Here is a 21,998-nt window from a genome sequence, read left to right as displayed (position 1 = left end):
TATTTCGCCAGCAGACATTGAGGGACTGATGCAAGAAAAGATACACTGGATCACCAACCTGCGCGGCATCGCCTGCATGATGGTGGTGATGATCCACAGCACCAGCTGGTATATCACTCACCCCCATGCGATTACCCTGCTGCAATGGGATATCGCCAATCTGCTCAATTCCGCCTCCCGCGTCAGCGTGCCGCTGTTTTTTATGATCTCGGGCTACCTCTTTTTTGGGGAACGCAGCGCCCAGCCGCGCCATTTCTGGCGGATTGGCCTGTGCATTGCGTTCTATAGCGCGCTATCTCTGCTGTATATCACGCTGTTTACCCATATCAACGTCGAGCTGTCGTTAAAGAATTTGCTGCAGAAGCCCGTCTTCTACCACCTGTGGTTTTTCTTTGCTATCACCGTCATCTACCTGCTCTCGCCGCTGCTTCAGGTTAAGTCCACCAGTAGCACAATGCTGCTGGCGCTGATGGCGATCCTCGGCATTCTGGCCAACCCCAATATGGTCAGCGTTAAAGCCGCCGGGATTGAGTGGCTGCCAGTCAACCTCTATATCAACGGCGACACCTTCTACTACGTGCTCTACGGCGTGCTGGGCAGAGCCATTGGCACCCTGGACACCGATAAAAAATGGCTAACACCGCTCTGCGCCGCGCTGTTCATCGCCGCCGTGTGGGTCATTTCCCGCGGCACGCTGCATGAGCTGCGCTGGCGCGGAGACTTCGGCGACACCTGGTATCTCTACTGCGGACCGGCGGTGTTTGTTTGCGCGGTCACCCTGCTGACGCTGGCCAAAAACTGGCTTAACGCGCGTCCCCTGCCCGGTATCGCCTGCATTGCGCGACATTCGCTGGGGATCTACGGCTTTCATGCCCTGATAGTGCATGCGCTGCGCGCCAGCCATCTGGAGCTATCCCGCTGGCCGCTGCTGGATATTGTGTGGATATTTAGCGCCGCCCTGCTCGGCAGCCTGCTGCTGTCAGGCCTGGTGCAGCGGATTGATAGCCGCCGGCTGGTCAGCTAACGGTCCGCCGCCCGGAGGGGCCCGACTTACGTCTCAGGCCCCTCTTCCGTCACGCTGAGAGGTTCCCGTAAGCGCGTCGGGTCCCAGACATCACGCACGTTTTTCTGTACAGCAACAGCGCCAAACAGGCTCAAAAAATACGCCAGCCCATAGAACCCTTTCTCGCTGAGCAGCAGAGTGGCATTCCACAGTCCGATAACCAGCAGACCTACAGCGATAACGAAGACCACCAGACAGGTGGTGTAGTACAGCGCGGTGGTCGGAATGGCTTCATACTTATCGCGCACCGTCTTTTGATAAGATGCCGCGGCAAACAGCCCCAGTACCAGGACGGCAAAATAATAGCCTTTCTCATTCAACTGCATATCGGCATTCCACAGCCCCACCAGATAGGTGACGATGCCGCCGATCAGGGCAATCCAGGAGATCAAATGAAACGCAGGAGAATACGTCGCGTGCTTGTTTTCCATCACTTTTTACCTTTTACGCGCCTCGGGGCGGCGCTTATTCCGTTTTTTGCATCGCGCGGGCGATGCGGGTCCGTTCGGGGGTTGCCGATGCGCCGTATAAGCAGACAAACCATGCCGCGATATAGACGGCTTTTTCATGCCAGTCTGCCGGTACATACCAGGCGCCGACCAGCAGCAGGCCGACCGATAGCAGCAGCACCAGCCGGCATAAGGCAATAAAACCGTCGTCCTGTTCCTGCCACTGACTGGCGCGCTGATGGGCGAGAACAGTAAACATCCCCATCACCAGCACGCCGAGAAAATACCCTTTGCCGCTGAACAGCGGGCAGGTCCGCCAGATACCGAGCAGATAAACCAGCGATCCTGTCGCCATCATCCCCCTGGCAATATTGCGTTTTGTGATCATCTCACCTCCCTGGTCGACAGGGGCTGATTATGACCGACTCCCTCGGCGATGCCTCAGATTACGTACGACAAAGCGGAGATTTCGGAATAAATAAATACGCATTTATGGATGGATGTAGCCGGGACATTCAGGAAGGGAATCCGCCCGGCGCTGCCGGACGGACTGAGGCTAAGACATCAGCGGTTTCAGTTGCTGATAAATCTGGCGGAAGGTTTCCCGCTGCGGCGCATAGTGGGCCACACGGCGATCGTCCGGGCGATGGGCTTGTTCAAGCGGCAGCGGCTTCAGCAGCCCGGGGCGGTCTGCCTCGTCGTGAACCGCCAGCTGCGCCAGCCTGGCCGCCCCCAGCGCCGGGCCGACATCGCCCCCGGTACGGTAATCGAGCTGCAGGCCGCTGATATCCGCCAGCATTTGCCGCCAGTAAGCGCTGCGCGCCCCGCCGCCGATAAGCGTGATGCTCTGCGGCTTGATGCCGCAGGCGTGCACCACGTCCATACCATCCGCCAGCGCATAGCCCACCCCCTCCAGCACCGCCCGCGCCAGCTCTGCCGGCCCATGCTGATGCGTCAGGCCAAAAAAGACGCCCTTAGCCTGCGGGTTGTTGTGCGGCGTGCGTTCGCCAGACAGATAGGGCAGGAACCACACCGGACCGGCGCTTTCATCCGCCGTCTGCGCCGCCGCGATCAGCGCCGGCACGCTGGCGAGACCGGTTAATTTTGCCGCCCAGTCCAGACAGGAGGCCGCGCTGAGCATCACCGACATCAAATGCCAGCGGCCCGGCAGGGCATGGCAGAAGCTGTGCACCGCGCTTTCGGGTTTGCTAAGGAACCCTTCACTGACGGCGAAGTAGACGCCTGAGGTGCCCAGCGACAGCATCGCCTGACCGGCATCGGCCATGCCGACCCCGACCGCGCCCGCGGCGTTGTCGCCCCCGCCGCCCACCACCAGCGCCGGCGGCATATTCCACGCCTGCGCCACCTCAGGTCGCAGTTGCCCGGTGACATCGCTGCCTTCGAACAGCGCCGGCATCGCATCCCGACTGAGATCGCAGGCGGCGAGCATCTCGTCGCTCCAGTCGCGCCGGGCGACGTCCAGCCACATCGTGCCGGCGGCGTCAGACATATCGCTGGCGAGCTCGCCGGTCATGCGCAGGCGCAGATAATCCTTGGGCAGCAGCACTTTATCGACCTGGCTGAACACCGCCGCCTCGTGGCGCTGTACCCATAAGAGCTTCGGCGCCGTAAAGCCCGGCATCATCAGGTTGCCGGTGATCTGCCGGGAAGCGCTGACTTTGTCTTCCAGCAGCTGGCACTCTTCGGCGCAGCGGCCGTCATTCCATAAAATGGCCGGACGCAACACCTGTAACGATTTATCCAGTAGGGTGGCGCCGTGCATCTGTCCGGCAATGCCCAGCGCCTTCACGTCGCGCAGGCTATGCTGCGCGCCCAGGGCTTTCATCGCCGTGTCCGTCGCCAGCCACCACTGTTCGGGATCTTGCTCCGACCACAGCGGATGCGGACGCGAGACGGTGAGTTTTTCGGTATGCGATGCCACTACCTCACCCTGCTCATTGAGCAGGATGGCTTTGACGCCCGACGTCCCCAGATCGATGCCGATATACATACTCCCTCTCCTTAAACGCGCGCCACGGCTGAGCGTGGCGCGAACAGAGCATCCTGGTTGCGGCGCCGGTCACGCCGGGCGCCGCCGCATGATTACTTGTCAAACAGATAATGGTTGACCAGATTTTCCAGTTGTTCCTGCTGGCCGCTGCGATGCTGCGGCGCCAGCTGATGCTGAGCGGCATACTGGGCAATATCGCTCAGGGTCATCTGCCCGTTAAGGATCTGCTGCCCCAGCTCACCGTTCCAGCCAGCGTAGCGTCTGGCCACGCGTTTATCCAGCTCACCGTCCTCAATCATCCGCGCCGCAACTTTCAGCGACAGCGCCATGGTATCCATCGCGCCAATATGACCATAGAACAGGTCGTATTTGTCGGTGCTCTGCCGGCGCACTTTCGCATCAAAGTTGAGGCCGCCGGTAGTGAAGCCGCCCGCTTTAAGAATTTCATACATCACCAGCGCATTCTCTTCGACGCTGTTCGGGAACTGGTCGGTATCCCAGCCCAGCTGCGGATCGCCGCGGTTGGCGTCGACGGAGCCGAACAGCCCCAGCGCGATGGCCGTCGCAATTTCATGATGGAACGAATGGCCGGCGAGCGTGGCATGGTTAGCTTCAATATTCAGTTTAATCTCTTTTTCCAGACCAAACTGTTTGAGGAAGCCGTAAACGGTAGAGGCATCATAGTCATACTGATGCTTGGTCGGCTCCTGCGGTTTGGGCTCAATCAGCAGCGTGCCTTTAAAGCCGATTTTATGCTTATGCTCCACCACCAGCTGCATAAAGCGGCCAATCTGCTCACGCTCCTGGCGCAGGTCGGTATTCAGCAGGGTTTCATAGCCCTCGCGACCGCCCCACAGCACATAGTTTTCACCGCCCAGTTGATGGGTGGCATTCATGGCGGTGACCACCTGGGTGGCCGCCCAGCTAAATACTTCCGGATCCGGGTTGGTGGCCGCGCCGGCGCCGTAGCGCGGGTTGGTAAAGCAGTTTGCGGTCCCCCACAGAAGCTTCACGCCGCTCTGCTGCTGTTTCTCAGCCAGCACCTCGACCATCCGGGCGAAGTTATTGCTGTACTCCTTGAGCGAAGCGCCTTCCGGCGAGACGTCAACGTCGTGGAAGCAGTAGTAAGGCACGTTGAGTTTATGGAAGAATTCGAACGCCACATCGGCTTTACGTTTGGCCATCTCCAGGGCGTCGCCAGGCTGCTGCCAGGGACGATCAAAGGAGCCCACGCCAAACATATCGGCGCCATTCCAGCAGAAGGTGTGCCAGTAACAGGCCGCAAAACGCAGATGATCTTCCATCCGTTTGCCCAGCACCAGTTCATCCGGGTTGTAATGACGGAAAGCCAGCGGGTTAGTGGATTTCGGGCCTTCGTAACGAACGCGATCGAGTTGATCGAAATAGGTCTGCATAGAGAACTCCATATTCAGAGATGCGGCGAATAACCAATCAGATACCCTAAATAATTCGAGTTGCAGGAAGGCGGCAGGAGCGCAAGTCCCCGGTAACCAGGGGCGGAGCAACGAATGTCACCAACCCACCTACAACTTGAAGTATGACGGGTTTAAGCCAATATAGAATTTCGCTTTCATTTTCCTCAATTACGTTATTTCACACCGCCATTGAGAGAATCCACAAACGTGCGCCAGCTCGCAAAAATAATATCCAGTCGCCGTTGCGCCGCTTTGTCAGAGACAGTCCAGTGCAATAATAAGAGCGTGCATGAATAAAATACGATCGCCGTCATAATTTGCACATTAAACGAAATTTCATAACGGCAAAATAAGAACCGGTAATTGCCAGCCCTGCTTTCCGCGTTAAGAATCTGTAACGTATCCGCAACCTCATGTATCAAACATTATTTTCCGTTCGTCTTACCTACCCTTACAAAAAAGGTATCGTTATTATGAAGATAAAGAACCTTTGCCTTACGCTTTGCGCCAGCTCCCTCCTGCTCGCCAGCATGGCGGGGATGGCGAAAGAAGTGAAGATTGGCATGGCCATCGACGATCTGCGTCTGGAGCGCTGGCAGAAAGACCGTGATATTTTCGTCAATAAAGCGGAATCCTTAGGCGCCAAAGTTTTTGTCCAGTCCGCTAATGGCAATGAAGAAACGCAGATGTCGCAAATTGAAAACATGATCAACCGCGGCGTCGATGTGTTAGTCATTATTCCTTATAACGGCCAGGTACTCAGTAACGTTATTAAAGAAGCCAAGCAGGAAGGTATTAAAGTCCTGGCCTATGACCGTATGATTAATAATGCCGACATTGATTTCTATATATCTTTCGATAATGAAAAAGTTGGTGAAATGCAGGCGCAAAGTCTGGTCGACAAAGTGCCGCAGGGTAATTATTTCCTGATGGGCGGTTCGCCGGTGGATAATAACGCTAAACTGTTCCGCGCCGGACAGATGAAGGTTCTCAAGCCGTATGTCGATGATGGCAAAATTAAGATTGTCGGCGATCAGTGGGTTGACGGCTGGCTACCGGAGAACGCGCTGAAAATAATGGAAAATGCGCTAACGGCGAATAATAACAAGATCGATGCCGTGGTCGCCTCCAATGACGCCACCGCTGGCGGCGCCATCCAGGCCTTAACCGCCCAGGGGCTGGCCGGCAAAGTGGCGATCTCCGGTCAGGATGCTGACCTGGCGGGCGTGAAGCGCATTATTTCCGGTACCCAGACGATGACCGTCTATAAACCGATTACCACCCTGGCCAGCAACGCCGCTGAAATCGCCGTTGAGCTGGGTAACGATAAGCAGCCGAAGGCCGATACCACGCTGAATAACGGCTTAAAAGACGTCCCTTCGCGCCTGTTAACGCCAATTGAGGTGAATAAAGAGAATATCGACGCCACGGTGATTAAAGACGGTTTCCATAAAAAGAGTGAACTGTAATGGCTGACGCCCCGCTGCGGGGCGTCATTTTCATCCCGCCGGATATCACTGTTGCGGAGTCTTTATGACCTGGCTACTCGAAATGAAGAACATCACCAAAACCTTCGGCGCTGTTAAAGCCGTGGATAACGTCAGCCTGCGCCTGAACGCAGGCGAGGTGGTCTCGTTATGCGGTGAAAATGGGTCGGGGAAATCGACGCTGATGAAGGTGCTGTGCGGTATCTATCCGCACGGAAGCTATGAGGGCGAGATTATTTTTGCCGGCGAAACGCTGCAGGCAAACCATATTCGCGATACCGAACGCAAAGGCATCGCCATTATTCATCAGGAGCTGGCGCTGGTGAAACATCTCACCGTGCTGGAGAATATTTTCCTCGGCGCCGAGATCTCCCGCCATGGTCTGCTGGATTATGAAACCATGACGCTGCGCTGTCAGAAGCTGTTGGCGCAGGTCAATCTGCCCATTTCCCCCGATACCCGCGTCGGCGACCTCGGCCTTGGTCAGCAGCAGTTGGTGGAGATCGCCAAGGCGCTGAATAAACAGGTTCGCCTGCTGATCCTCGACGAACCGACCGCCTCCTTAACCGAACAAGAAACCGCGACGCTGCTGGCGATCGTTCGCGATCTGCAAAACCACGATATCGCCTGCATCTATATCTCGCATAAGCTCAATGAGGTCAAAGCGATCTCCGATACGATCTGCGTGATCCGCGACGGCCAGCACATCGGCACCCGCGATGCCAGCGGCATGAGCGAAGACGATATCATCACCATGATGGTCGGCCGCGAGCTCACCGCGCTCTATCCCAGCGAGCCGCACGCCCACGGCGAGGAGATCCTGCGGGTTGAACATTTAACCGCCTGGCACCCGGTAAACCGCCATATTAAACGGGTCAATGACGTCTCATTTTCCCTGCGTCGCGGAGAAATCCTCGGCATCGCCGGGCTGGTCGGCGCCGGACGTACCGAGGCGGTACAGTGCCTGTTCGGCGTCTGGCCGGGGCGCTGGCAAGGGGAGATCTTTATTGATGGCCAGCCGGTGAGCATCTCTAACTGCCAGCAGGCCATTGCCCACGGCATCGCCATGGTGCCGGAAGACCGCAAAAAAGACGGCATCGTGCCGGTGATGGCGGTGGGCAAAAACATTACCCTCGCGGCGCTCAACCAGTTCACCGGCGCAATGAGCAGCCTGGACGACGCCGCCGAGCAGCACTGCATTCAGCAGTCCATTCAGCGTTTGAAAATTAAAACCTCCTCGCCGGAGCTGGCGATTGGCCGTCTGAGCGGCGGCAACCAGCAAAAGGCGATTCTGGCGCGCTGTCTGCTACTCAATCCGCGCATTCTGATCCTCGACGAACCCACCCGTGGCATCGATATCGGGGCGAAGTATGAAATTTATAAACTGATTAACCAGCTGGTGCAGCAGGGCATCGCGGTCATTGTCATTTCATCCGAACTGCCCGAGGTGCTCGGTCTCAGCGATCGGGTGCTGGTCATGCACGAAGGCAGACTAAAAGCCAATTTGGTTAATCAACATCTGACCCAGGAACAGGTGATGGAAGCCGCGCTGAGGAGCGAACGCCATGTCGAAGAACACGTCGTCTGAAATCAAACTCACCCCAACCGCCCCCGCGGCCCTGCCGGCGCTAAAAGGGCTGAATCTCCAGGTCTTCGTGATGATCGCCGCCATCGTCGTCATTATGCTGTTTTTCACCTGGGTTACCGATGGCGCCTACCTTAGCGCACGCAATATCTCCAACCTGCTGCGGCAGACAGCCATCACCGGCATCCTCGCCGTCGGCATGGTGTTTGTGATTATTTCGGCAGAAATCGACTTGTCCGTTGGCTCGATGATGGGGCTGCTGGGCGGCGCTGCGGCGATCTTTGACGTCTGGCTCGGCTGGCCGCTGCCGCTCACCATTCTGGTGACGCTGGTGATGGGCCTGCTGCTCGGCGCGTGGAACGGATGGTGGGTAGCCTATCGCAAAGTGCCCTCGTTTATCGTCACCCTTGCCGGGATGCTGGCGTTTCGCGGCATTCTGATCGGCATCACCAACGGGACCACCGTCTCGCCCACCAGTCCGGCGATGTCGCAGATCGGCCAAAGCTACCTGCCAGACGGCATCGGCTTCGGCATCGGCGTTGTCGGCATGGCGGTGTTTATCGTCTGGCAGTGGCGCGGGCGGATGCGCCGGCAGGCGTTAGGTCTGGCGACCTCGTCCTCCACCGCCGCCGTCGGCCGCCAGGCCATTACCGCGGTGATTGTGCTGGGCGCAATCTGGCTGCTCAATGACTATCGCGGCGTACCGACCCCGGTGCTGATCCTCGCCGCCCTGCTGCTGGCGGGCCTGTTTATGGCCACCCGCACCGCCTTTGGTCGCCGCATCTACGCCATCGGCGGCAACCTGGAGGCGGCCCGTCTGTCCGGGATTAACGTCGAGCGTACCAAGCTGGCGGTGTTTGCCATTAACGGCCTGATGGTCGCCATTGCCGGGCTAATCCTCAGCTCACGGCTCGGCGCGGGGTCGCCTTCGGCGGGCAATATCGCCGAACTGGACGCCATCGCCGCCTGCGTCATCGGCGGCACCAGCCTGGCGGGCGGCATCGGCAGCGTCGCCGGGGCGGTAATGGGGGCGTTTATTATGTCGGCCCTGGATAACGGTATGAGCATGATGGACGTCGCCACCTTCTGGCAATATATCGTTAAAGGCGCCATTTTGCTGCTGGCGGTGTGGATGGACTCTGCCACCAAGCGGCGCGCATAAGGAGAGACTCTCTGAAGAATGTCTGAATTCTTTGCGCTACCGCCAAACTTCGCCATAAGGCGCTTGAAATATCTCGGGCATTAGCCGGTAGTGTATACCCAACATCATTCGGGTTGCAGACGGCGCCCCCGGCCGCGTACCGGCGTACGTGGCCGGGATGAGTGGTAAGTCAGGCCATCGGCAACATCTTGAATGAAGGGGTATGACCGGGGTTAGAGCAGGAACATTATCTATGTTTGAAAAGCGTCACCGTATTACGCTGTTATTTAACGCCAACAAAGCTTATGACCGCCAGGTAGTTGAAGGTGTCGGCGAGTATCTGCAGGCCTCCCAGTTGGAATGGGATATCTTTATTGAAGAGGACTTTCGGGCACGCATCGAAAACATCAAAGAGTGGTTGGGCGATGGCGTTATCGCCGACTATGACGATCCCGAAATCGAAAAGCTGCTGGCCGATGTCCACGTGCCCATCGTCGGCGTCGGCGGATCTTATCATCAGCCAGAGCAGTACCCGCCGGTCCACTATATCGCCACCGACAACGCCGCGCTGGTGGAAAGCGCTTTTCTCCATTTGAAGGAAAAAGGGGTGCACCGCTTCGCGTTTTACGGACTCCCCACCTCCAGCGGTAAACGCTGGGCGGTAGAGCGCGAGTATGCCTTCTGCCAGCTGGTCGCGAAGGAGAAGTATCGCGGCGTGGTCTACCAGGGGCTGGAGACAGCGCCGGAGAACTGGCAGCACGCGCAAAACCGGCTCGCCGACTGGCTGCAAACCCTGCCGCCGCAAACCGGCATCATCGCCGTCACCGACGCCCGCGCCCGCCACGTCCTGCAGGCCTGCGAGCTGCTGCATATCCCGGTGCCAGAGAAACTGTGCGTTATCGGCATCGATAACGAGGAGCTAACCCGCTATCTCTCTCGCGTCGCCCTCTCCTCTGTCGCCCAGGGCACCCGCCAGATGGGTTATCAGGCGGCAAAATTACTCCACCGGCTGTTGAATAACGAGGCCCTCCCGCTGCAGCGCCAGCTGATCCCGCCGATGCGCGTCGTTGAGCGACGCTCCACCGACTACCGGTCGTTAAACGATCCCTCCGTGATACAGGCGATGCATTACATTCGCAACAATGCCTGCAAAGGCATCAAGGTGGAACAGGTGCTCGACGCCGTGGGCATCTCTCGCTCTAATCTGGAAAAACGCTTCAAAGAGGAGGTCGGGGAGACCATCCACACGGTGATCCACAGCGAAAAACTGGAAAAGGCGCGCAGCCTGCTGGTGTCCACTAGTCTGTCGATCAATGAGATTTCGCAGATGTGCGGCTATCCATCGCTGCAATATTTCTATTCGGTGTTTAAGAAGGAGTACGACGTGACGCCGAAGGAGTACCGCGATCGGCACAGCGAGGTGATGCTGTAGGGTAAAAAAAATGCCCGGCGACAAGGCCGGGCATCCGGATTACAGATGGGCGGCGATGAGCCGCTGATTGTCCTGATACATCGCGAAGAGATAGTTGTTGTAGCTCGACCCTTTGGTCGAATACCCCTTCAGCTTATGGATCATGGTGCTGGCAGTTACTTCCTGATCCGCCTTGCGCAGCTGCAGGCGCGACTTGCGGAAAGAAGAATAGGCCGGGTGGGTGTTCAGGTTTGTTACGTAAGCCTGCACCGACTGCTCTACCGACTCAAACTGCGAGTAACCTTTCATCGCGCCGCGGCAGCGACCGGCGCCGCACTTCATGCCGAACAGGTTGTTATTCTCGCGCGCCAGCCTGGAGGTACCCCAGCCACTTTCCGCCGCCGCCATGGTCGCCACCATGCTGTTCGGAATAATGTCGACACGCTCAAGCAGCGCGTTCCAGGGCACATGACGCGTATTACCTGACCACTTCACCTTATAACGGGAAGCGATATCCTTCAGGCGCGCCTTCTCAGTCGGTGACCAGCGAGCATCGTACTGCTTGGAAATAAGCCAGTTACGATCCGCAGTAATCGCCTGATTCTGCTTGGTAATATAAGGCATGACCGTCCGGAGAAACGCTTTTTTCCTTGGTGTTCCGGAAGGGTATTTTCGCAAGTCAGGAAGTGAACTGCTCTTTACACTATTGCGAGAATACTCTTGTTTACTGCTTACCTTAGTACTACTTATCTTCTTTACCGTTGGGGCTTTATGACTCTTTGTCGCTGTGTGCGTTGTCGCCAACACACTACCTGAAAAGATGCAGGTTAGTAACATAAGTATGGCGGCCCCATATCGTCGTATGGGATTCGATATCATCAGGTCTCCTGGTCGGATATATGCATTCCAACACCTTGTTTTTCACAAAAAAACGATAGCTGAATCGCTAATAGTATCAAAAATACGCACTGAGGGCATCAACAGAAATAGTCCAATTCCGAATTGCTGTCATCTGAAATCGGTTTCTGCGGCGCATCGCCAGCGCTAAATTGCTAGCTTCGTCTCATTTTTAGCCTATTTTTTGAGCGGTGTCACTCACCCCTTTTCATCCTCCTGGTAAAACGCGCGTCAGGAGGAGTTCACCCGCGCGGCGACAAGGCACACTAGATAAAAACCGCTCACAGGATCTCGCAATGAAACTCGCTGCGCTTGCCACGTTATTCGTGCCTGGGATGGCCTTTGCCGCCTGGACTACCACCGACTTTCCTGCTTTTACCGAAGAAGGGACCGGCCGATTCATCAGCCAGAAAGTGGTTGAGAAGGGTACACGTCCCCTGCAGCTAAATTTTGACCAGCAGTGCTGGCAGCCTTCCGGCGGCATTAAGCTCAACCAGATGCTGTCCATGGAGCCCTGTCGCGGCACACCGCCGCAATGGCGCATCTTCCGCCAGGGTCTGTATACCCTGGAGGTGGATACCCGTTCCGGCACGCCAACGATGATGATTTCGCTGGAGGAAAAAGAGACCAGCGCCGCGGCGCCGCAAATCCGCCAGTGTCCGAAGTGGGACGGAAAACCTCTGACCATCGACGTCAGCAAAACCTTCGCCGAGGGCAGCAAGGTCCGCGATTTCTACAGCGGCAATGTCGCGACCGTCAGCGGCGGCAAAATCACCCTGCAGCCCGCCTTCGGCAGCAATGGCCTACTGCTGCTTGAGCGCGCCGAGACGGCCGCCCCGGCGCCGTTTGACTGGCACAATGCCACCGTCTACTTCGTCCTGACCGATCGCTTCGTAAACGGTAACCCGGCCAACGACAACAGCTATGGTCGCCATAAAGACGGCATGCAGGAGATCGGCACCTTCCACGGCGGCGACCTGCAGGGATTAACCAGCAAGCTGGATTATCTGCAGCAGATGGGAGTTAACGCCCTGTGGATCAGCTCCCCGCTCGAGCAGATCCACGGCTGGGTCGGCGGCGGCACGAAGGGCGATTTCCCTCACTACGCCTACCACGGCTATTACACCCAGGACTGGTCGAAACTGGACGCCAACATGGGGACCGAAGCGGATCTCCGCCGACTGGTGGATGAAGCGCATAAGCGCGGAATACGTATTCTGTTCGACGTGGTGATGAACCATGCCGGCTACGCCACCCTGGCCGACATGCAGGAGTTCCAGTTCGGCTCCCTGTATCTGCAAGGAGATGAGCTGAAAAAAACTCTCGGCGAGCGCTGGACGGACTGGAAGCCGGGCGCGGGACAGACCTGGCACAGCTTTAACGACTATATCAACTTCAGCGACAAAGCCGGGTGGGAGAAATGGTGGGGTAAGAAGTGGATCCGCACCGATATCGGCGATTACGACAATCCGGGCTATGACGATCTCACCATGTCGCTGGCCTTCCTGCCGGACCTGAAAACCGAATCGAAGGAGGTCTCAGGCCTGCCGAACTTCTATAGCCATAAACCAGACACCGCAGCGAAAGCGATCCCGGGCTATACGCCGCGCGACTATCTGACACACTGGCTGAGCCAGTGGGTACGTGACTACGGCATCGATGGCTTCCGCGTCGATACCGCCAAACATGTGGAGATGGACGCCTGGCAGCAGTTAAAAACCCAGGCCACCGCCGCGCTGGCGGAGTGGAAGAAAGCCAATCCGGATAAAGCGCTGGATGCGGCGCCGTTCTGGATGACTGGCGAAGCCTGGGGACATGGAGTGATGCAGAGCGATTATTATCGCCACGGTTTTGATGCGATGATCAATTTCGACTACCAGGACCAGGCGGCGAAAGCGGCGACCTGTATGGCCAATATTGACCTCACCTGGCAGCAAATGGCGGACAAGCTGCAGAGCTTTAACGTCCTGAGCTACCTCTCCTCGCACGATACGCGGCTGTTCCGCGAAGGCGGCACCACCGCGGCGGAGCTACTGCTGCTGGCCCCTGGCGCCGTGCAGATTTTCTATGGCGACGAATCATCGCGCCCGTTCGGCCCCACCGGCTCGGACCCGCTGCAGGGCACCCGCTCGGAGATGAACTGGCAGGATGTCAACGGCAAGGCGGCCCGCAGCGTTACCCACTGGCAGAAGATCGGCCAGTTCCGCGCTCGCCATCCGGCAATCGGCATGGGCAAACAGACAACGCTGTCGATGTCGCGTGGTTACGGGTTCGTGCGTGAGAGCGGTGAAGACAAAGTGATGGTCATCTGGGCCGGGCAGCAGCAGTAATCCACATGTGGCTCTCCGCCCTGCGGGGAGCCACCATTCAGAACAAAATGCTAACAAAATAGCAATATACAGGATAAAGATAAAAATCCGCCTCCTCCCGCCGATTTGCACCACGCCAGCGCTGGCGTTATGGTTAGCCACTTTCCAGAACCACCGATAGACTATTCGCGATGACATTTTCCCTTTTCGGCGACAAATTCACCCGTCATTCAGGCATCACCCGCTTGATGGAAGACCTTAATGACGGTCTGCGCACGCCGGGCGCTATTATGCTGGGCGGCGGCAACCCCGCTCAGATCCCGGAAATGAATGACTACTTCCAGCAGCTGCTGGCCGACATGCTGGATAATGGCAAAGCCCTTGATGCGCTTTGTAATTATGATGGTCCACAGGGCAAAAGCGAGCTGCTGGCTCTGCTGGCGAATATGCTGCGCGACGAGCTGGGCTGGGAGATCGAACCACAGAATATTGCGCTAACAAACGGCAGTCAGAGCGCATTTTTCTACTTATTTAATCTGTTTGCAGGCCGTCGGGCAGATGGCACCACCCGTAAGGTACTGTTCCCACTGACGCCGGAATATATCGGCTACGCCGATGCCGGTCTGGAAGAGGATCTGTTCGTTGCCACCCGGCCGAACATCGAACTGCTGCCGGAAGGCCAGTTTAAGTACCATGTTGATTTTGAGCATCTGCAGGTGACGGAAGAGACCGGGATGATCTGCGTCTCGCGCCCCACCAACCCGACCGGCAACGTCATCACTGATGAAGAGCTGATCAAACTGGATGCGCTGGCGAATCAGCACGGGGTCCCGCTGGTGATTGATAACGCCTACGGTGTACCGTTCCCGGGCATTATCTTTAGCGACGCCCGACCGCTGTGGAATCCGAACATCGTGCTGTGTATGAGCCTGTCCAAGCTGGGCCTGCCGGGCAGCCGCTGCGGGATTATCATCGCCAACGAAAAAATCATCACCGCCATCAGCAACATGAACGGCATTATCAGCCTCGCCCCTGGCGGCATCGGGCCGGCAATGATGTGCGAAATGATTAAACGACAGGATCTGCTGCGCCTGTCAGAGACGGTGATCAAGCCCTTCTATTACCAGCGGGTGCAGGAAACCATCGCCATTATTCGCCGCTATCTGCCGGAGGAGCGCTGCCTTATTCACAAACCGGAGGGGGCAATCTTCCTCTGGCTGTGGTTTAAGGATCTGCCGATCTCCACCGAGCTGCTGTATCAGCGGCTGAAAAAGCGCGGCGTACTGATGGTGCCGGGGGATTACTTCTTCCCTGGTCTGGATAAACCGTGGCCGCACACCCACCAGTGTATGCGCATGAACTATGTACCGGACCCGCAAAAAATCGAAGCCGGAGTGAAAATCCTCGCCGAAGAGGTTGAATTTGCCTGGCGCGAACAGGAAGCATAGTCTCGGACGCCGCGGGCGGGTAACGTTCGTCAGCGACCCCATTCACGCCAGCGCCAGCCGCTGGCGTTTTTGCGCGCATAGCGCTTCCAGCTCTGCGGGAACCATCACCCGCAGCGCCTGCGTCGGGCAGGCGGCCACGCAGGCCGGTCCTTCGGCGCGGTGATGGCATAGATCGCATTTCAACGCCTGCGCCTGCTGGTTCATTACCGTAACGGTCATCGCGCCGTACGGGCAGGCCACCATGCAGCTTTTGCAGCCGATGCAGCGCCGCTGGTCGACCCACCAGACGTCATTGTCGCGCTGAATCGCCCCCTGTGGGCAAACGCTGGCGCAGGGCGCATCCTCGCACTGCCGACAGGCCATCGCCGTCGATATGTCACCGCTTTTCACCACCCGGATACGCGGCGCGAAATGGTTCGTCGACAGGGCGGCGACATCCTGCGCCTGCTGGTGCGCCACCGCGCAGGCCACTTCGCAGGTACGACAGCCGATGCACCGCTGGGCATTGGCAATAAGAAACTGGTTCATCCTCTGCTCCCTGGGGATAAAACCGCAGGGTGCCAGAATATCCCCTGCCCGCGCTTTGATCCTGAATGGAATCAGCGCTGTTTTTTGTCAGATGGCCGGCAGGATGTGGTCATTTGCCTGACGCTTCACGCACCGTGAAACCCAGCTCACGCGAAATTGCTTCGGCGGTCTCACGTAGTGGTTTTAACAAGTTCTTTTCGCCAGCTCCCCGGCACGAAGTCCGCCGGGGAGCCGACGTTAATGATTACCGGAACAATGCCTTATCGCGCAGGATATGATCGTTGCCGCGACGGCGGGTGAAGCCAATCCGATCGAAATACTCCAGGATCTGGATCGCCAGCTTCCGCCCTACGTTTAAGGTATCGCGGAAATCCGCCGCGCAGGTTGAACCGCGCAGCCGATCCAGCTCGCGCACCCGCTGGGCGAACTGCACAATGCGATCGTTGCGGTAGTAACGATCCTTGACGATCGCGGTAATCATCCCCTGCTGCGCCGCCTGGCGCAGCACCGCGCGCATCAGGGACTCTTCAACATGGACTTCGCGCGCAAGATCGCGCACCCACCACGGATCGTCGCCGAACAGAGTCTCCACCTTCTGCCAGACCGCCTGCTGCTCGTCGGTAAACCCGGCTTTATGCTCCGGCAAATGCAGCCAGCCGTGATGGCTGTGGACTAAGCCGCTCTCGCGCATCTGCTCAATCAGCAGCAGCACCAGCGCTTCATCTTCCATCGGCAGCGCGATGCGGCGCAGGCGCTCCCGGCCAGGGCCCGGCTCGTCTCGATGCTGCTCATGGTAGCGCGCAAGGGCATCCAGCAATTTTCGCTGCCAGCGGGCGGCAAGCGGCGCGCTAAGCAGGCGCTGTCCGGCCTGCAGATAGTCCGGTCGCTGGATCAGGGCCGCCATTCCGGCTTCGCTGAGCTGCCGCGCCCAGGCGAAGCGCTCAAGCCGGACGGCATCCCGCTGCAGATGCAGCTCCAGCGCCTGCGCATCGTCAGCGCCGACCGCTGCCAGGGCGTGCAGCCACTGCAGATATTCCGGTTTACGTTTGCCGCGACGCGGAGGATCCAGCGTCACCACCCGTGCGCCCGCCAGCGTCAAGCGAGCGGAGATATCGCGGAGCACCAGCCGGTCGTTATCCGCCAGCCACAGCGGAGTATCCAGCACCAGCTCCGCCAGGTTGCCCTCAAGAAGCGACACCCGGCCGGTAATGTGGCTGGCAGCATGGTGAATATGCAGCGGCTGCCACTGGCTGAGCGGCGTATGGCACTGCAGCTCGACAATCACCCGTTCTGCTGGCTCCGGCGGTGGTGAGGAGAGCAGCCAGTCGCCGCGGTGCACTGCCTCTTTTTGCGCATCGCCGACAATATTCAGCGCAATGCGCTGCCCGGCGTGCGCCTGCTCAACCGCTTGATTCTGGGCATGCAGGCCGCGGACGCGCATCGGCGTGTTGACGCCGGTAAGCCACAGGGTATCCCCGACCCGTACTTCGCCGGAGAGCGCCGTCCCGGTGACCACCAGCCCCGCGCCTTTGACAGTAAAAGCGCGATCCAGCGCCAGGCGAAACCGCTGCTGCTGCGGGCGGGGGCGCTCTGCAAGCTGCAGCAGATGGCTGCGCAGTTCCGCAATACCGATGTTTTCCGCCGCCGCGGTGGGAAAGAAAGCGACGGCGTCAAAGCCCAGCTCGCCCAGGGTCTGCTCGACCTCTGCCTGAACCTCCGCCACCCTGGCGGCCGTCACGCGGTCCGTTTTGGTCAGCGCCACGGTCAGCGTCGGCTTTCCGGTCAGCTGCAGGATCGCCAGGTGTTCGCGGGTTTGCGCCATCACCCCGTCATCGCAGGCCACCACCAGCAGCGCATGGTCAATACCGCCCACCCCCGCCAGCATGTTGGACAAAAACTTTTCGTGCCCGGGAACGTCAATAAATCCCAGCACCCGCCCGTCCGGCTGCGGCCAGTAGGCATAGCCGAGATCGATCGTCATTCCCCGCGCTTTCTCCTCCGGCAAACGATCGGCATTCACGCCGGTTATCGCCTGCAGCAGCGTCGTTTTGCCGTGGTCAACATGTCCAGCGGTGGCAATAATCATCGTAACAACATCTCCATAAAGCGGGTTTCATCTTCCAGACAGCGCAGGTCCAGCCAGAGCCGACCGTCATAAATGCGGCCAATCACCGGACACGGCAGCGCGCGCCAGCGGGCCGCCAGCGCCTCCAGCCGGCTACCGCGGCCGTCATGCGGGGTAAAGGTCAACGCCGCGCTGGGCAGGCGGTCGACGGGTAACGAGCCGCTGCCAATCTGCGACTGGCAGGCTGCCACGCTGACGGCAAAATCAGCATAGTGTGCCGCCAGGTCAGGCTGCAGGCGTTCAGCCAGCCGGCGGATCTCCTCCGCCGGACGGGTGAGCAGGCGCAGCGTCGGCAATTTCTCCCTCAGCGCCTCCGGGTGCTGATAGAGGCGCAGCGTAGCCTCCAGCGCCGCGAGGGTCATTTTATCGGCGCGCAGGGCCCGCTTCAGCGGGTGGCTTTGCAGCTGGGCAATCAGCGCGCGTTTGCCGACGATAATCCCGGCCTGCGGGCCACCGAGCAGCTTGTCGCCGGAGAAACTGACCAGGCTCACCCCGGCGGCGATCATCTCCTGCGGCATCGGCTCCTTTGGCAGGCCATACTGACTGAGATCCACCAGCGACCCGCAGCCCAGGTCGGCTACCACCGGAACATCCAGTTCGCGGCCAATGCCCGCCAGCTCCGCTTCGTCGACGGCTTTGGTAAAGCCCTCAATACTGTAGTTGCTGGTGTGGACCTTCATCAGCAGCGCGGTATTGTCATTCACCGCCTGGCGATAATCTTTGGCATGGGTGCGGTTGGTGGTACCCACTTCGTGCAGCTGGCAACCCGCCTGGCGCATCACGTCGGGGATGCGAAATGCCCCGCCGATCTCCACCAGTTCGCCGCGAGAGACCACCACTTCGCGACCGCTGGCGGTGGCCGCCAGCATCAGCAGAACGGCCGCCGCGTTGTTGTTCACGATACAGGCGTCTTCCGCGCCGGTGATCTGGCACAGCAGATCGGCAATGGCGCGATCGCGATGGCCGCGCCCGGCGTCGTCGAGATCATATTCGAGCGTCACCGGCGCGCGCATCGCGCTGGCGACCGCCTCCACGGCCGACTCCGCCTGGATGGCGCGCCCCAGATTGGTATGCAATACCGTACCGGTGAGATTAAACACCGGACGCAGGGCGCTCTGCCGGCCGGCGGTGAGCCGCTGCGCGCAGGCGCTCGGCCAGTCATGGCTCCAGTCCGGCAGTGTCTGATACTGGCGGATTTGTTCCCGCGCCTCATCGAGCATCTGGCGCAGCTGCGCCACCACCTGCGAATGGCCGTGCTGCGCCAGCAGGGGAGAAAAAGCGGGGTCGCGTAGTAAGCGGTCAATGGCCGGAAGCCGGGTATAAAGCGCACGAATTTCGGTAGTCATGAATGGGCCTGGCGGTAAGTTATTTTCCCCCCTCCCGACGGGAGAGGGAGTCAACAATCAGCGGCGATTGTAACGCCTCCTTGCGCAAACTGTTACCTGCCTGGGTCAAGTCCGCGGCGGTTCAGTGCGCGCAAAGCTGGCGCGCTGGAACAACGCATCCACCAGCTTCACCAGCTGCGGCCGGGTGGCGCACCAGCCGGGCGCGACCCGGCGAAAGTTCAGATAAGCAATGGCGCAGGCCGTGGAAATGGTCGCCAGATTAACCTCGTCGCCGCGCAGCGTTCCGTCTGCCGCGCAGGCTTCCAGCCTGTCGAGACCGCGAGCCACTTTCTCCCGCTGGCGGAGCAGTTCTTGCTCTGACTGTTGCGCGCCCGGGCGAGCCTTTTCACGCACCAGCGCCTGGGCGGCCTCCATCACGCCATCCGCCAGCGCCTCTAGCTGGCGCATCCTGAGAGCGGCTCTGGGGTCGGCGGGGATCATCGGCGGCGCCACGCCCAGCAGCTCCAGATACTGGGCGATGACCGGGGAGTCAAACCAGCACTCACCGTCGTCCGTCACCAGCGCCGGTACCTTGCCCAGCGGGTTATAGCGCGCCACACCGTTGCTTTCGCTGTAGGGGGATTCGTTGACAAACTCAAAAGGGATGCGCTTTTCCAGCAGGATCACCGATATTTTGCGCACAAAGGGACTGGTGTAGCTGCCGATCAGTTTCATAGCCTGCTCCTTATCGCCAACAAATTATCGCCAACAAAGATATGAGTATGGCTCAGGGCAGGACAAAAGGCAGGTGAGCGTCCCGCTCAACCTGCCGCCGATCGCATTAATGATCGAGATAGAGGTAGTGCATCCAGCTGGTCATCCGCAGCAGCACTTTACGCATCACCGAGACGTGGGTGAAATGGTCGGAGTAGACCGCTACCTGCGCGTAGATGCCATCGGGTAGCGCATCAATTTCGGCATTGGGGTCGAGCTCGATGGTCGCCAGCACGCCATCACTGCCCGGCGTCACGGTCAGCGACTGTAACGCCCCTTGCGCCTGATAACTTCCTCCCGGCACCACCGGTAAAATACTCACCAGTTTGCCGTGGAACACCTGCCCGGGCAGGGCGTTAAACACCGCTTCCGCGTCGTCGCCTTTCTCCAGCCTTAACAGGGAATTTTGCCGAAACTGGGCGACGATCAGCCGTTTTTGCTCGGGGATAAACACCATCACCGGACGCAGCGGCAGCGAGGCGGCATAGGTCCCCGGGCGGATCAACACCTGGGTGATATACCCATCGCTGGGCGCCCGCACGGTGGTCTGGTCGAGATTGTATTTCGCCTCCGCCAGCTGGGCGCGCAGGCTGGCCACTTGCGACTGTTCGCCGTTGATCATGCTGTCCAGCTGGCTCTGGATCTGCGCCTGCTCCGCCACCGACGCCTTGACCAGCGCGTCCTGGGCCAGATAATTCTGCCTGGCGTTATCGATGTCGCTTTCCGAGAACGGATTCACCCGCGCCTGGCTCCCTTTCAGGTAGCGCTGATAGTCCTTGTATAAGCGATCGCGTTCCGCCGACACGCGGGTGGTGTTGGCCTGGGCTTCAGAGAGCTGCGCCTTGAGGGTGTTAATACTGTGCAGCGCCGTCACCAGGTCGGCCTGCAGACGGTCGACCCGCGCCTGATAGCGCGCCGGGTCAATGGTAAAAAGCACCTCACCCTTTTTGACGCGCTGATTCGCTTTGTCGGTGACGCTGTTAACCACTCCGGTAACCTGCGGCGTAATAGGAATAGATATCACCGCCTTTTGCGCCAGAAAGGTGTAAGGGTGGTTATAGTTCATTAATAAAATAAGCGCGCTAACAATAAATACGCCCCCCAGCGCCGCGGTAGGTACCGTCCATTTATTTACCGGTATTTTGAAGATTTTAAATATCGACCAGGCGATGGCCACGTAGGTCAAAATTATCAACAGATCCATAGATTATTTCTCCGCCGCAGAGGTGGACTGCGGCCGCTGGATGGCCGCCACCTGGTGTTCAAGGTCGCTCAGTCGTTGGCGAAGCTGTTGTATATCGGTCTCTTTTTCAGGTTCATCAGGGGCCGTATTCGCCTTATGCTGCATGCCCCAGCCGCGCTCAGGCTGGTACAACGTGGCCCAAATCCATAAAAACGGCCAGATGACGTGGAGCGTAAAAAGGCTCACCCATCCGGCGACATGAATAGCATCGGAATGAGGGTGGTTGCGTTTTTTGGCGATCAAATAAGGAATATCGTGAATAATGATAATTCCATAAAAAATGACCAGAAAAACGAAGATCAGAACGCCCAGCGCAAAATAATTGAGAAACATAATTCCCTCGGCTTTACGCTAATAATTTATATGAATTTTATTCACGGCCCACTGACATCCGGGCCGCTATTTTGAGCATAATTCACGCCTTTCATTTTTGCCATCCGGCGTAAAAAAGTTATTCGGCAGTTAAGGTTGCTTAGTTACAGGGTCATCCCGGCGTGGAAGCAAAACCGGGCCGAGATCACAGCGGCGTAAACCCCTCGCGAAATTCTTTGTGATCAAAATCACAAACAAACAACAAAAACACGAAACAAAAATGTGACAAATATCACACAAAAAGGCAGATCAGCGGCTAAAAAGGCGCTGTGTTGTTTTTTTACACAGTAATTTTGTGATCATCATCACTATAAAACCCTCTTAGCCCCCTATATTCATGTGATCCAAATCACATAAAAGGGCGCCGGCTGGACAGCTAAACGATTCAGTGCCA

The 21,998-nt window shown here is 58.4% G+C and carries 18 protein-coding genes and 1 pseudogene; 7 read left to right on the top strand and 12 right to left on the bottom strand.

Annotated features, from left to right (window positions below; all coding sequences use genetic code 11):
* Positions 1-28 precede the first annotated feature (28 nt).
* Positions 29-1,024: an acyltransferase gene (locus ACR809_RS00945; RefSeq protein ID WP_004173929.1), complete on the top strand. Its 996-nt coding sequence runs from the start codon at positions 29-31 to the stop codon at positions 1,022-1,024.
* A 26-nt stretch (positions 1,025-1,050) separates the two neighbouring features.
* Here ACR809_RS00945 and yiaA read toward each other — a convergent pair whose 3' ends face one another.
* The 4 genes from yiaA to xylA all read right to left on the bottom strand — a co-directional run bounded on the left by yiaA (position 1,051) and on the right by xylA (position 4,938).
* Positions 1,051-1,497: an inner membrane protein YiaA gene (gene yiaA, locus ACR809_RS00940; RefSeq protein WP_004188180.1), complete on the bottom strand. Its 447-nt coding sequence runs from the start codon at positions 1,495-1,497 to the stop codon at positions 1,051-1,053.
* Between the two features lie 31 nt (positions 1,498-1,528).
* Positions 1,529-1,900, bottom strand: coding sequence for an inner membrane protein YiaB (gene yiaB, locus ACR809_RS00935; RefSeq protein ID WP_102098602.1), 372 nt, complete (start codon positions 1,898-1,900; stop codon positions 1,529-1,531).
* A gap of 168 nt (positions 1,901-2,068) precedes the next feature.
* A complete protein-coding gene (xylB, locus tag ACR809_RS00930; protein WP_004150156.1) occupies positions 2,069-3,523 on the bottom strand; it encodes a xylulokinase in 1,455 nt (484 codons plus the stop codon).
* A 92-nt stretch (positions 3,524-3,615) separates the two neighbouring features.
* Positions 3,616-4,938: a xylose isomerase gene (gene xylA, locus ACR809_RS00925; protein ID WP_002922139.1), complete on the bottom strand. Its 1,323-nt coding sequence runs from the start codon at positions 4,936-4,938 to the stop codon at positions 3,616-3,618.
* A gap of 494 nt (positions 4,939-5,432) precedes the next feature.
* Here xylA and xylF point away from each other — a divergent pair, with 494 nt between their 5' ends.
* The 4 genes from xylF (at position 5,433) to xylR (ending at position 10,604) form a co-directional block, all read left to right on the top strand.
* Positions 5,433-6,428, top strand: a complete 996-nt coding sequence (gene xylF / locus ACR809_RS00920; RefSeq protein ID WP_122051031.1) for a D-xylose ABC transporter substrate-binding protein — start codon at positions 5,433-5,435, stop codon at positions 6,426-6,428.
* Positions 6,429-6,492: 64 nt separating this feature from the next.
* Entirely contained in the window at positions 6,493-8,034 is a 1,542-nt protein-coding gene (locus ACR809_RS00915; RefSeq protein ID WP_002922346.1) for a xylose ABC transporter ATP-binding protein, read from the top strand.
* Positions 8,012-9,193, top strand: a complete 1,182-nt coding sequence (gene xylH, locus ACR809_RS00910) for a xylose ABC transporter permease XylH (RefSeq protein WP_002922349.1) — start codon at positions 8,012-8,014, stop codon at positions 9,191-9,193. The genes ACR809_RS00915 and xylH overlap by 23 nt, the downstream gene beginning before the upstream one ends.
* A gap of 232 nt (positions 9,194-9,425) precedes the next feature.
* Positions 9,426-10,604: a D-xylose utilization transcriptional activator XylR gene (gene xylR, locus ACR809_RS00905; RefSeq protein ID WP_004145231.1), complete on the top strand. Its 1,179-nt coding sequence runs from the start codon at positions 9,426-9,428 to the stop codon at positions 10,602-10,604.
* Between the two features lie 39 nt (positions 10,605-10,643).
* Here xylR and ACR809_RS00900 read toward each other — a convergent pair whose 3' ends face one another.
* Positions 10,644-11,462: a protein bax gene (locus ACR809_RS00900; RefSeq protein WP_004188166.1), complete on the bottom strand. Its 819-nt coding sequence runs from the start codon at positions 11,460-11,462 to the stop codon at positions 10,644-10,646.
* Positions 11,463-11,776: 314 nt separating this feature from the next.
* On the opposite strand from ACR809_RS00900, the gene ACR809_RS00895 reads away from it, so the two are divergent.
* Positions 11,777-13,810 carry an alpha-amylase gene (locus tag ACR809_RS00895; protein ID WP_002922358.1) on the top strand — a complete coding sequence of 678 codons (2,034 nt, stop codon included), beginning with the start codon at positions 11,777-11,779 and terminating at the stop codon, positions 13,808-13,810.
* A 170-nt stretch (positions 13,811-13,980) separates the two neighbouring features.
* The gene (avtA, locus tag ACR809_RS00890) at positions 13,981-15,237 is read left to right on the top strand and encodes a valine--pyruvate transaminase (protein ID WP_002922359.1); all 1,257 of its coding nucleotides are present in this window, start codon (positions 13,981-13,983) and stop codon (positions 15,235-15,237) included.
* A gap of 42 nt (positions 15,238-15,279) precedes the next feature.
* On the opposite strand, the gene ACR809_RS00885 is transcribed toward avtA, so the two are convergent.
* The 7 genes and pseudogenes from ACR809_RS00885 to ACR809_RS00855 form a co-directional block, all read right to left on the bottom strand.
* The gene (locus tag ACR809_RS00885; RefSeq protein WP_002922360.1) at positions 15,280-15,765 is read right to left on the bottom strand and encodes a 4Fe-4S dicluster domain-containing protein; all 486 of its coding nucleotides are present in this window, start codon (positions 15,763-15,765) and stop codon (positions 15,280-15,282) included.
* 109 nt (positions 15,766-15,874) lie between these two features.
* Positions 15,875-15,967: pseudogene (locus tag ACR809_RS00880) on the bottom strand (IclR family transcriptional regulator); the annotation flags it as partial.
* A gap of 42 nt (positions 15,968-16,009) precedes the next feature.
* Entirely contained in the window at positions 16,010-17,851 is a 1,842-nt protein-coding gene (gene selB / locus ACR809_RS00875) for a selenocysteine-specific translation elongation factor (protein WP_102097836.1), read from the bottom strand.
* Positions 17,848-19,236, bottom strand: coding sequence for an L-seryl-tRNA(Sec) selenium transferase (gene selA / locus ACR809_RS00870; RefSeq protein ID WP_102097835.1), 1,389 nt, complete (start codon positions 19,234-19,236; stop codon positions 17,848-17,850). Before selA ends, selB begins: the two co-directional genes overlap by 4 nt.
* Positions 19,237-19,341: 105 nt before the next feature.
* A complete protein-coding gene (locus ACR809_RS00865; protein WP_004145238.1) occupies positions 19,342-19,950 on the bottom strand; it encodes a glutathione S-transferase in 609 nt (202 codons plus the stop codon).
* Between the two features lie 106 nt (positions 19,951-20,056).
* The gene (locus ACR809_RS00860) at positions 20,057-21,193 is read right to left on the bottom strand and encodes an HlyD family secretion protein (RefSeq protein WP_004173920.1); all 1,137 of its coding nucleotides are present in this window, start codon (positions 21,191-21,193) and stop codon (positions 20,057-20,059) included.
* 3 nt (positions 21,194-21,196) lie between these two features.
* Entirely contained in the window at positions 21,197-21,565 is a 369-nt protein-coding gene (locus tag ACR809_RS00855) for a DUF3302 domain-containing protein (protein WP_004152044.1), read from the bottom strand.
* Positions 21,566-21,998 lie beyond the last annotated feature (433 nt).

It is taken from the genome of Klebsiella sp. CD33 (genome assembly GCF_051992865.1).
GTDB lineage: Bacteria > Pseudomonadota > Gammaproteobacteria > Enterobacterales > Enterobacteriaceae > Klebsiella > Klebsiella pneumoniae.
Note: the sequence above shows the minus strand (reverse complement) of the source record. Positions and strands in the feature narration are given on the sequence as shown.

Bases quoted from the DNA above. Each gene is read 5' to 3' on its own strand.
- ACR809_RS00865 (WP_004145238.1), bottom strand. From the start codon at position 19,950: ATGAAACTGATCGGCAGCTACACCAGTCCCTTTGTGCGCAAAATATCG.
- ACR809_RS00885 (WP_002922360.1), bottom strand. From the start codon at position 15,765: ATGAACCAGTTTCTTATTGCCAATGCCCAGCGGTGCATCGGCTGTCGT.
- ACR809_RS00895 (WP_002922358.1), top strand. From the start codon at position 11,777: ATGAAACTCGCTGCGCTTGCCACGTTATTCGTGCCTGGGATGGCCTTT.
- xylB (WP_004150156.1), bottom strand. From the start codon at position 3,523: ATGTATATCGGCATCGATCTGGGGACGTCGGGCGTCAAAGCCATCCTG.
- xylR (WP_004145231.1), top strand. From the start codon at position 9,426: ATGTTTGAAAAGCGTCACCGTATTACGCTGTTATTTAACGCCAACAAA.
- selB (WP_102097836.1), bottom strand. From the start codon at position 17,851: ATGATTATTGCCACCGCTGGACATGTTGACCACGGCAAAACGACGCTG.
- ACR809_RS00860 (WP_004173920.1), bottom strand. From the start codon at position 21,193: ATGGATCTGTTGATAATTTTGACCTACGTGGCCATCGCCTGGTCGATA.
- ACR809_RS00900 (WP_004188166.1), bottom strand. From the start codon at position 11,462: ATGATATCGAATCCCATACGACGATATGGGGCCGCCATACTTATGTTA.
- xylA (WP_002922139.1), bottom strand. From the start codon at position 4,938: ATGCAGACCTATTTCGATCAACTCGATCGCGTTCGTTACGAAGGCCCG.
- xylF (WP_122051031.1), top strand. From the start codon at position 5,433: ATGAAGATAAAGAACCTTTGCCTTACGCTTTGCGCCAGCTCCCTCCTG.
- yiaB (WP_102098602.1), bottom strand. From the start codon at position 1,900: ATGATCACAAAACGCAATATTGCCAGGGGGATGATGGCGACAGGATCG.
- ACR809_RS00945 (WP_004173929.1), top strand. From the start codon at position 29: ATGCAAGAAAAGATACACTGGATCACCAACCTGCGCGGCATCGCCTGC.
- selA (WP_102097835.1), bottom strand. From the start codon at position 19,236: ATGACTACCGAAATTCGTGCGCTTTATACCCGGCTTCCGGCCATTGAC.
- xylH (WP_002922349.1), top strand. From the start codon at position 8,012: ATGTCGAAGAACACGTCGTCTGAAATCAAACTCACCCCAACCGCCCCC.
- ACR809_RS00915 (WP_002922346.1), top strand. From the start codon at position 6,493: ATGACCTGGCTACTCGAAATGAAGAACATCACCAAAACCTTCGGCGCT.
- ACR809_RS00855 (WP_004152044.1), bottom strand. From the start codon at position 21,565: ATGTTTCTCAATTATTTTGCGCTGGGCGTTCTGATCTTCGTTTTTCTG.
- avtA (WP_002922359.1), top strand. From the start codon at position 13,981: ATGACATTTTCCCTTTTCGGCGACAAATTCACCCGTCATTCAGGCATC.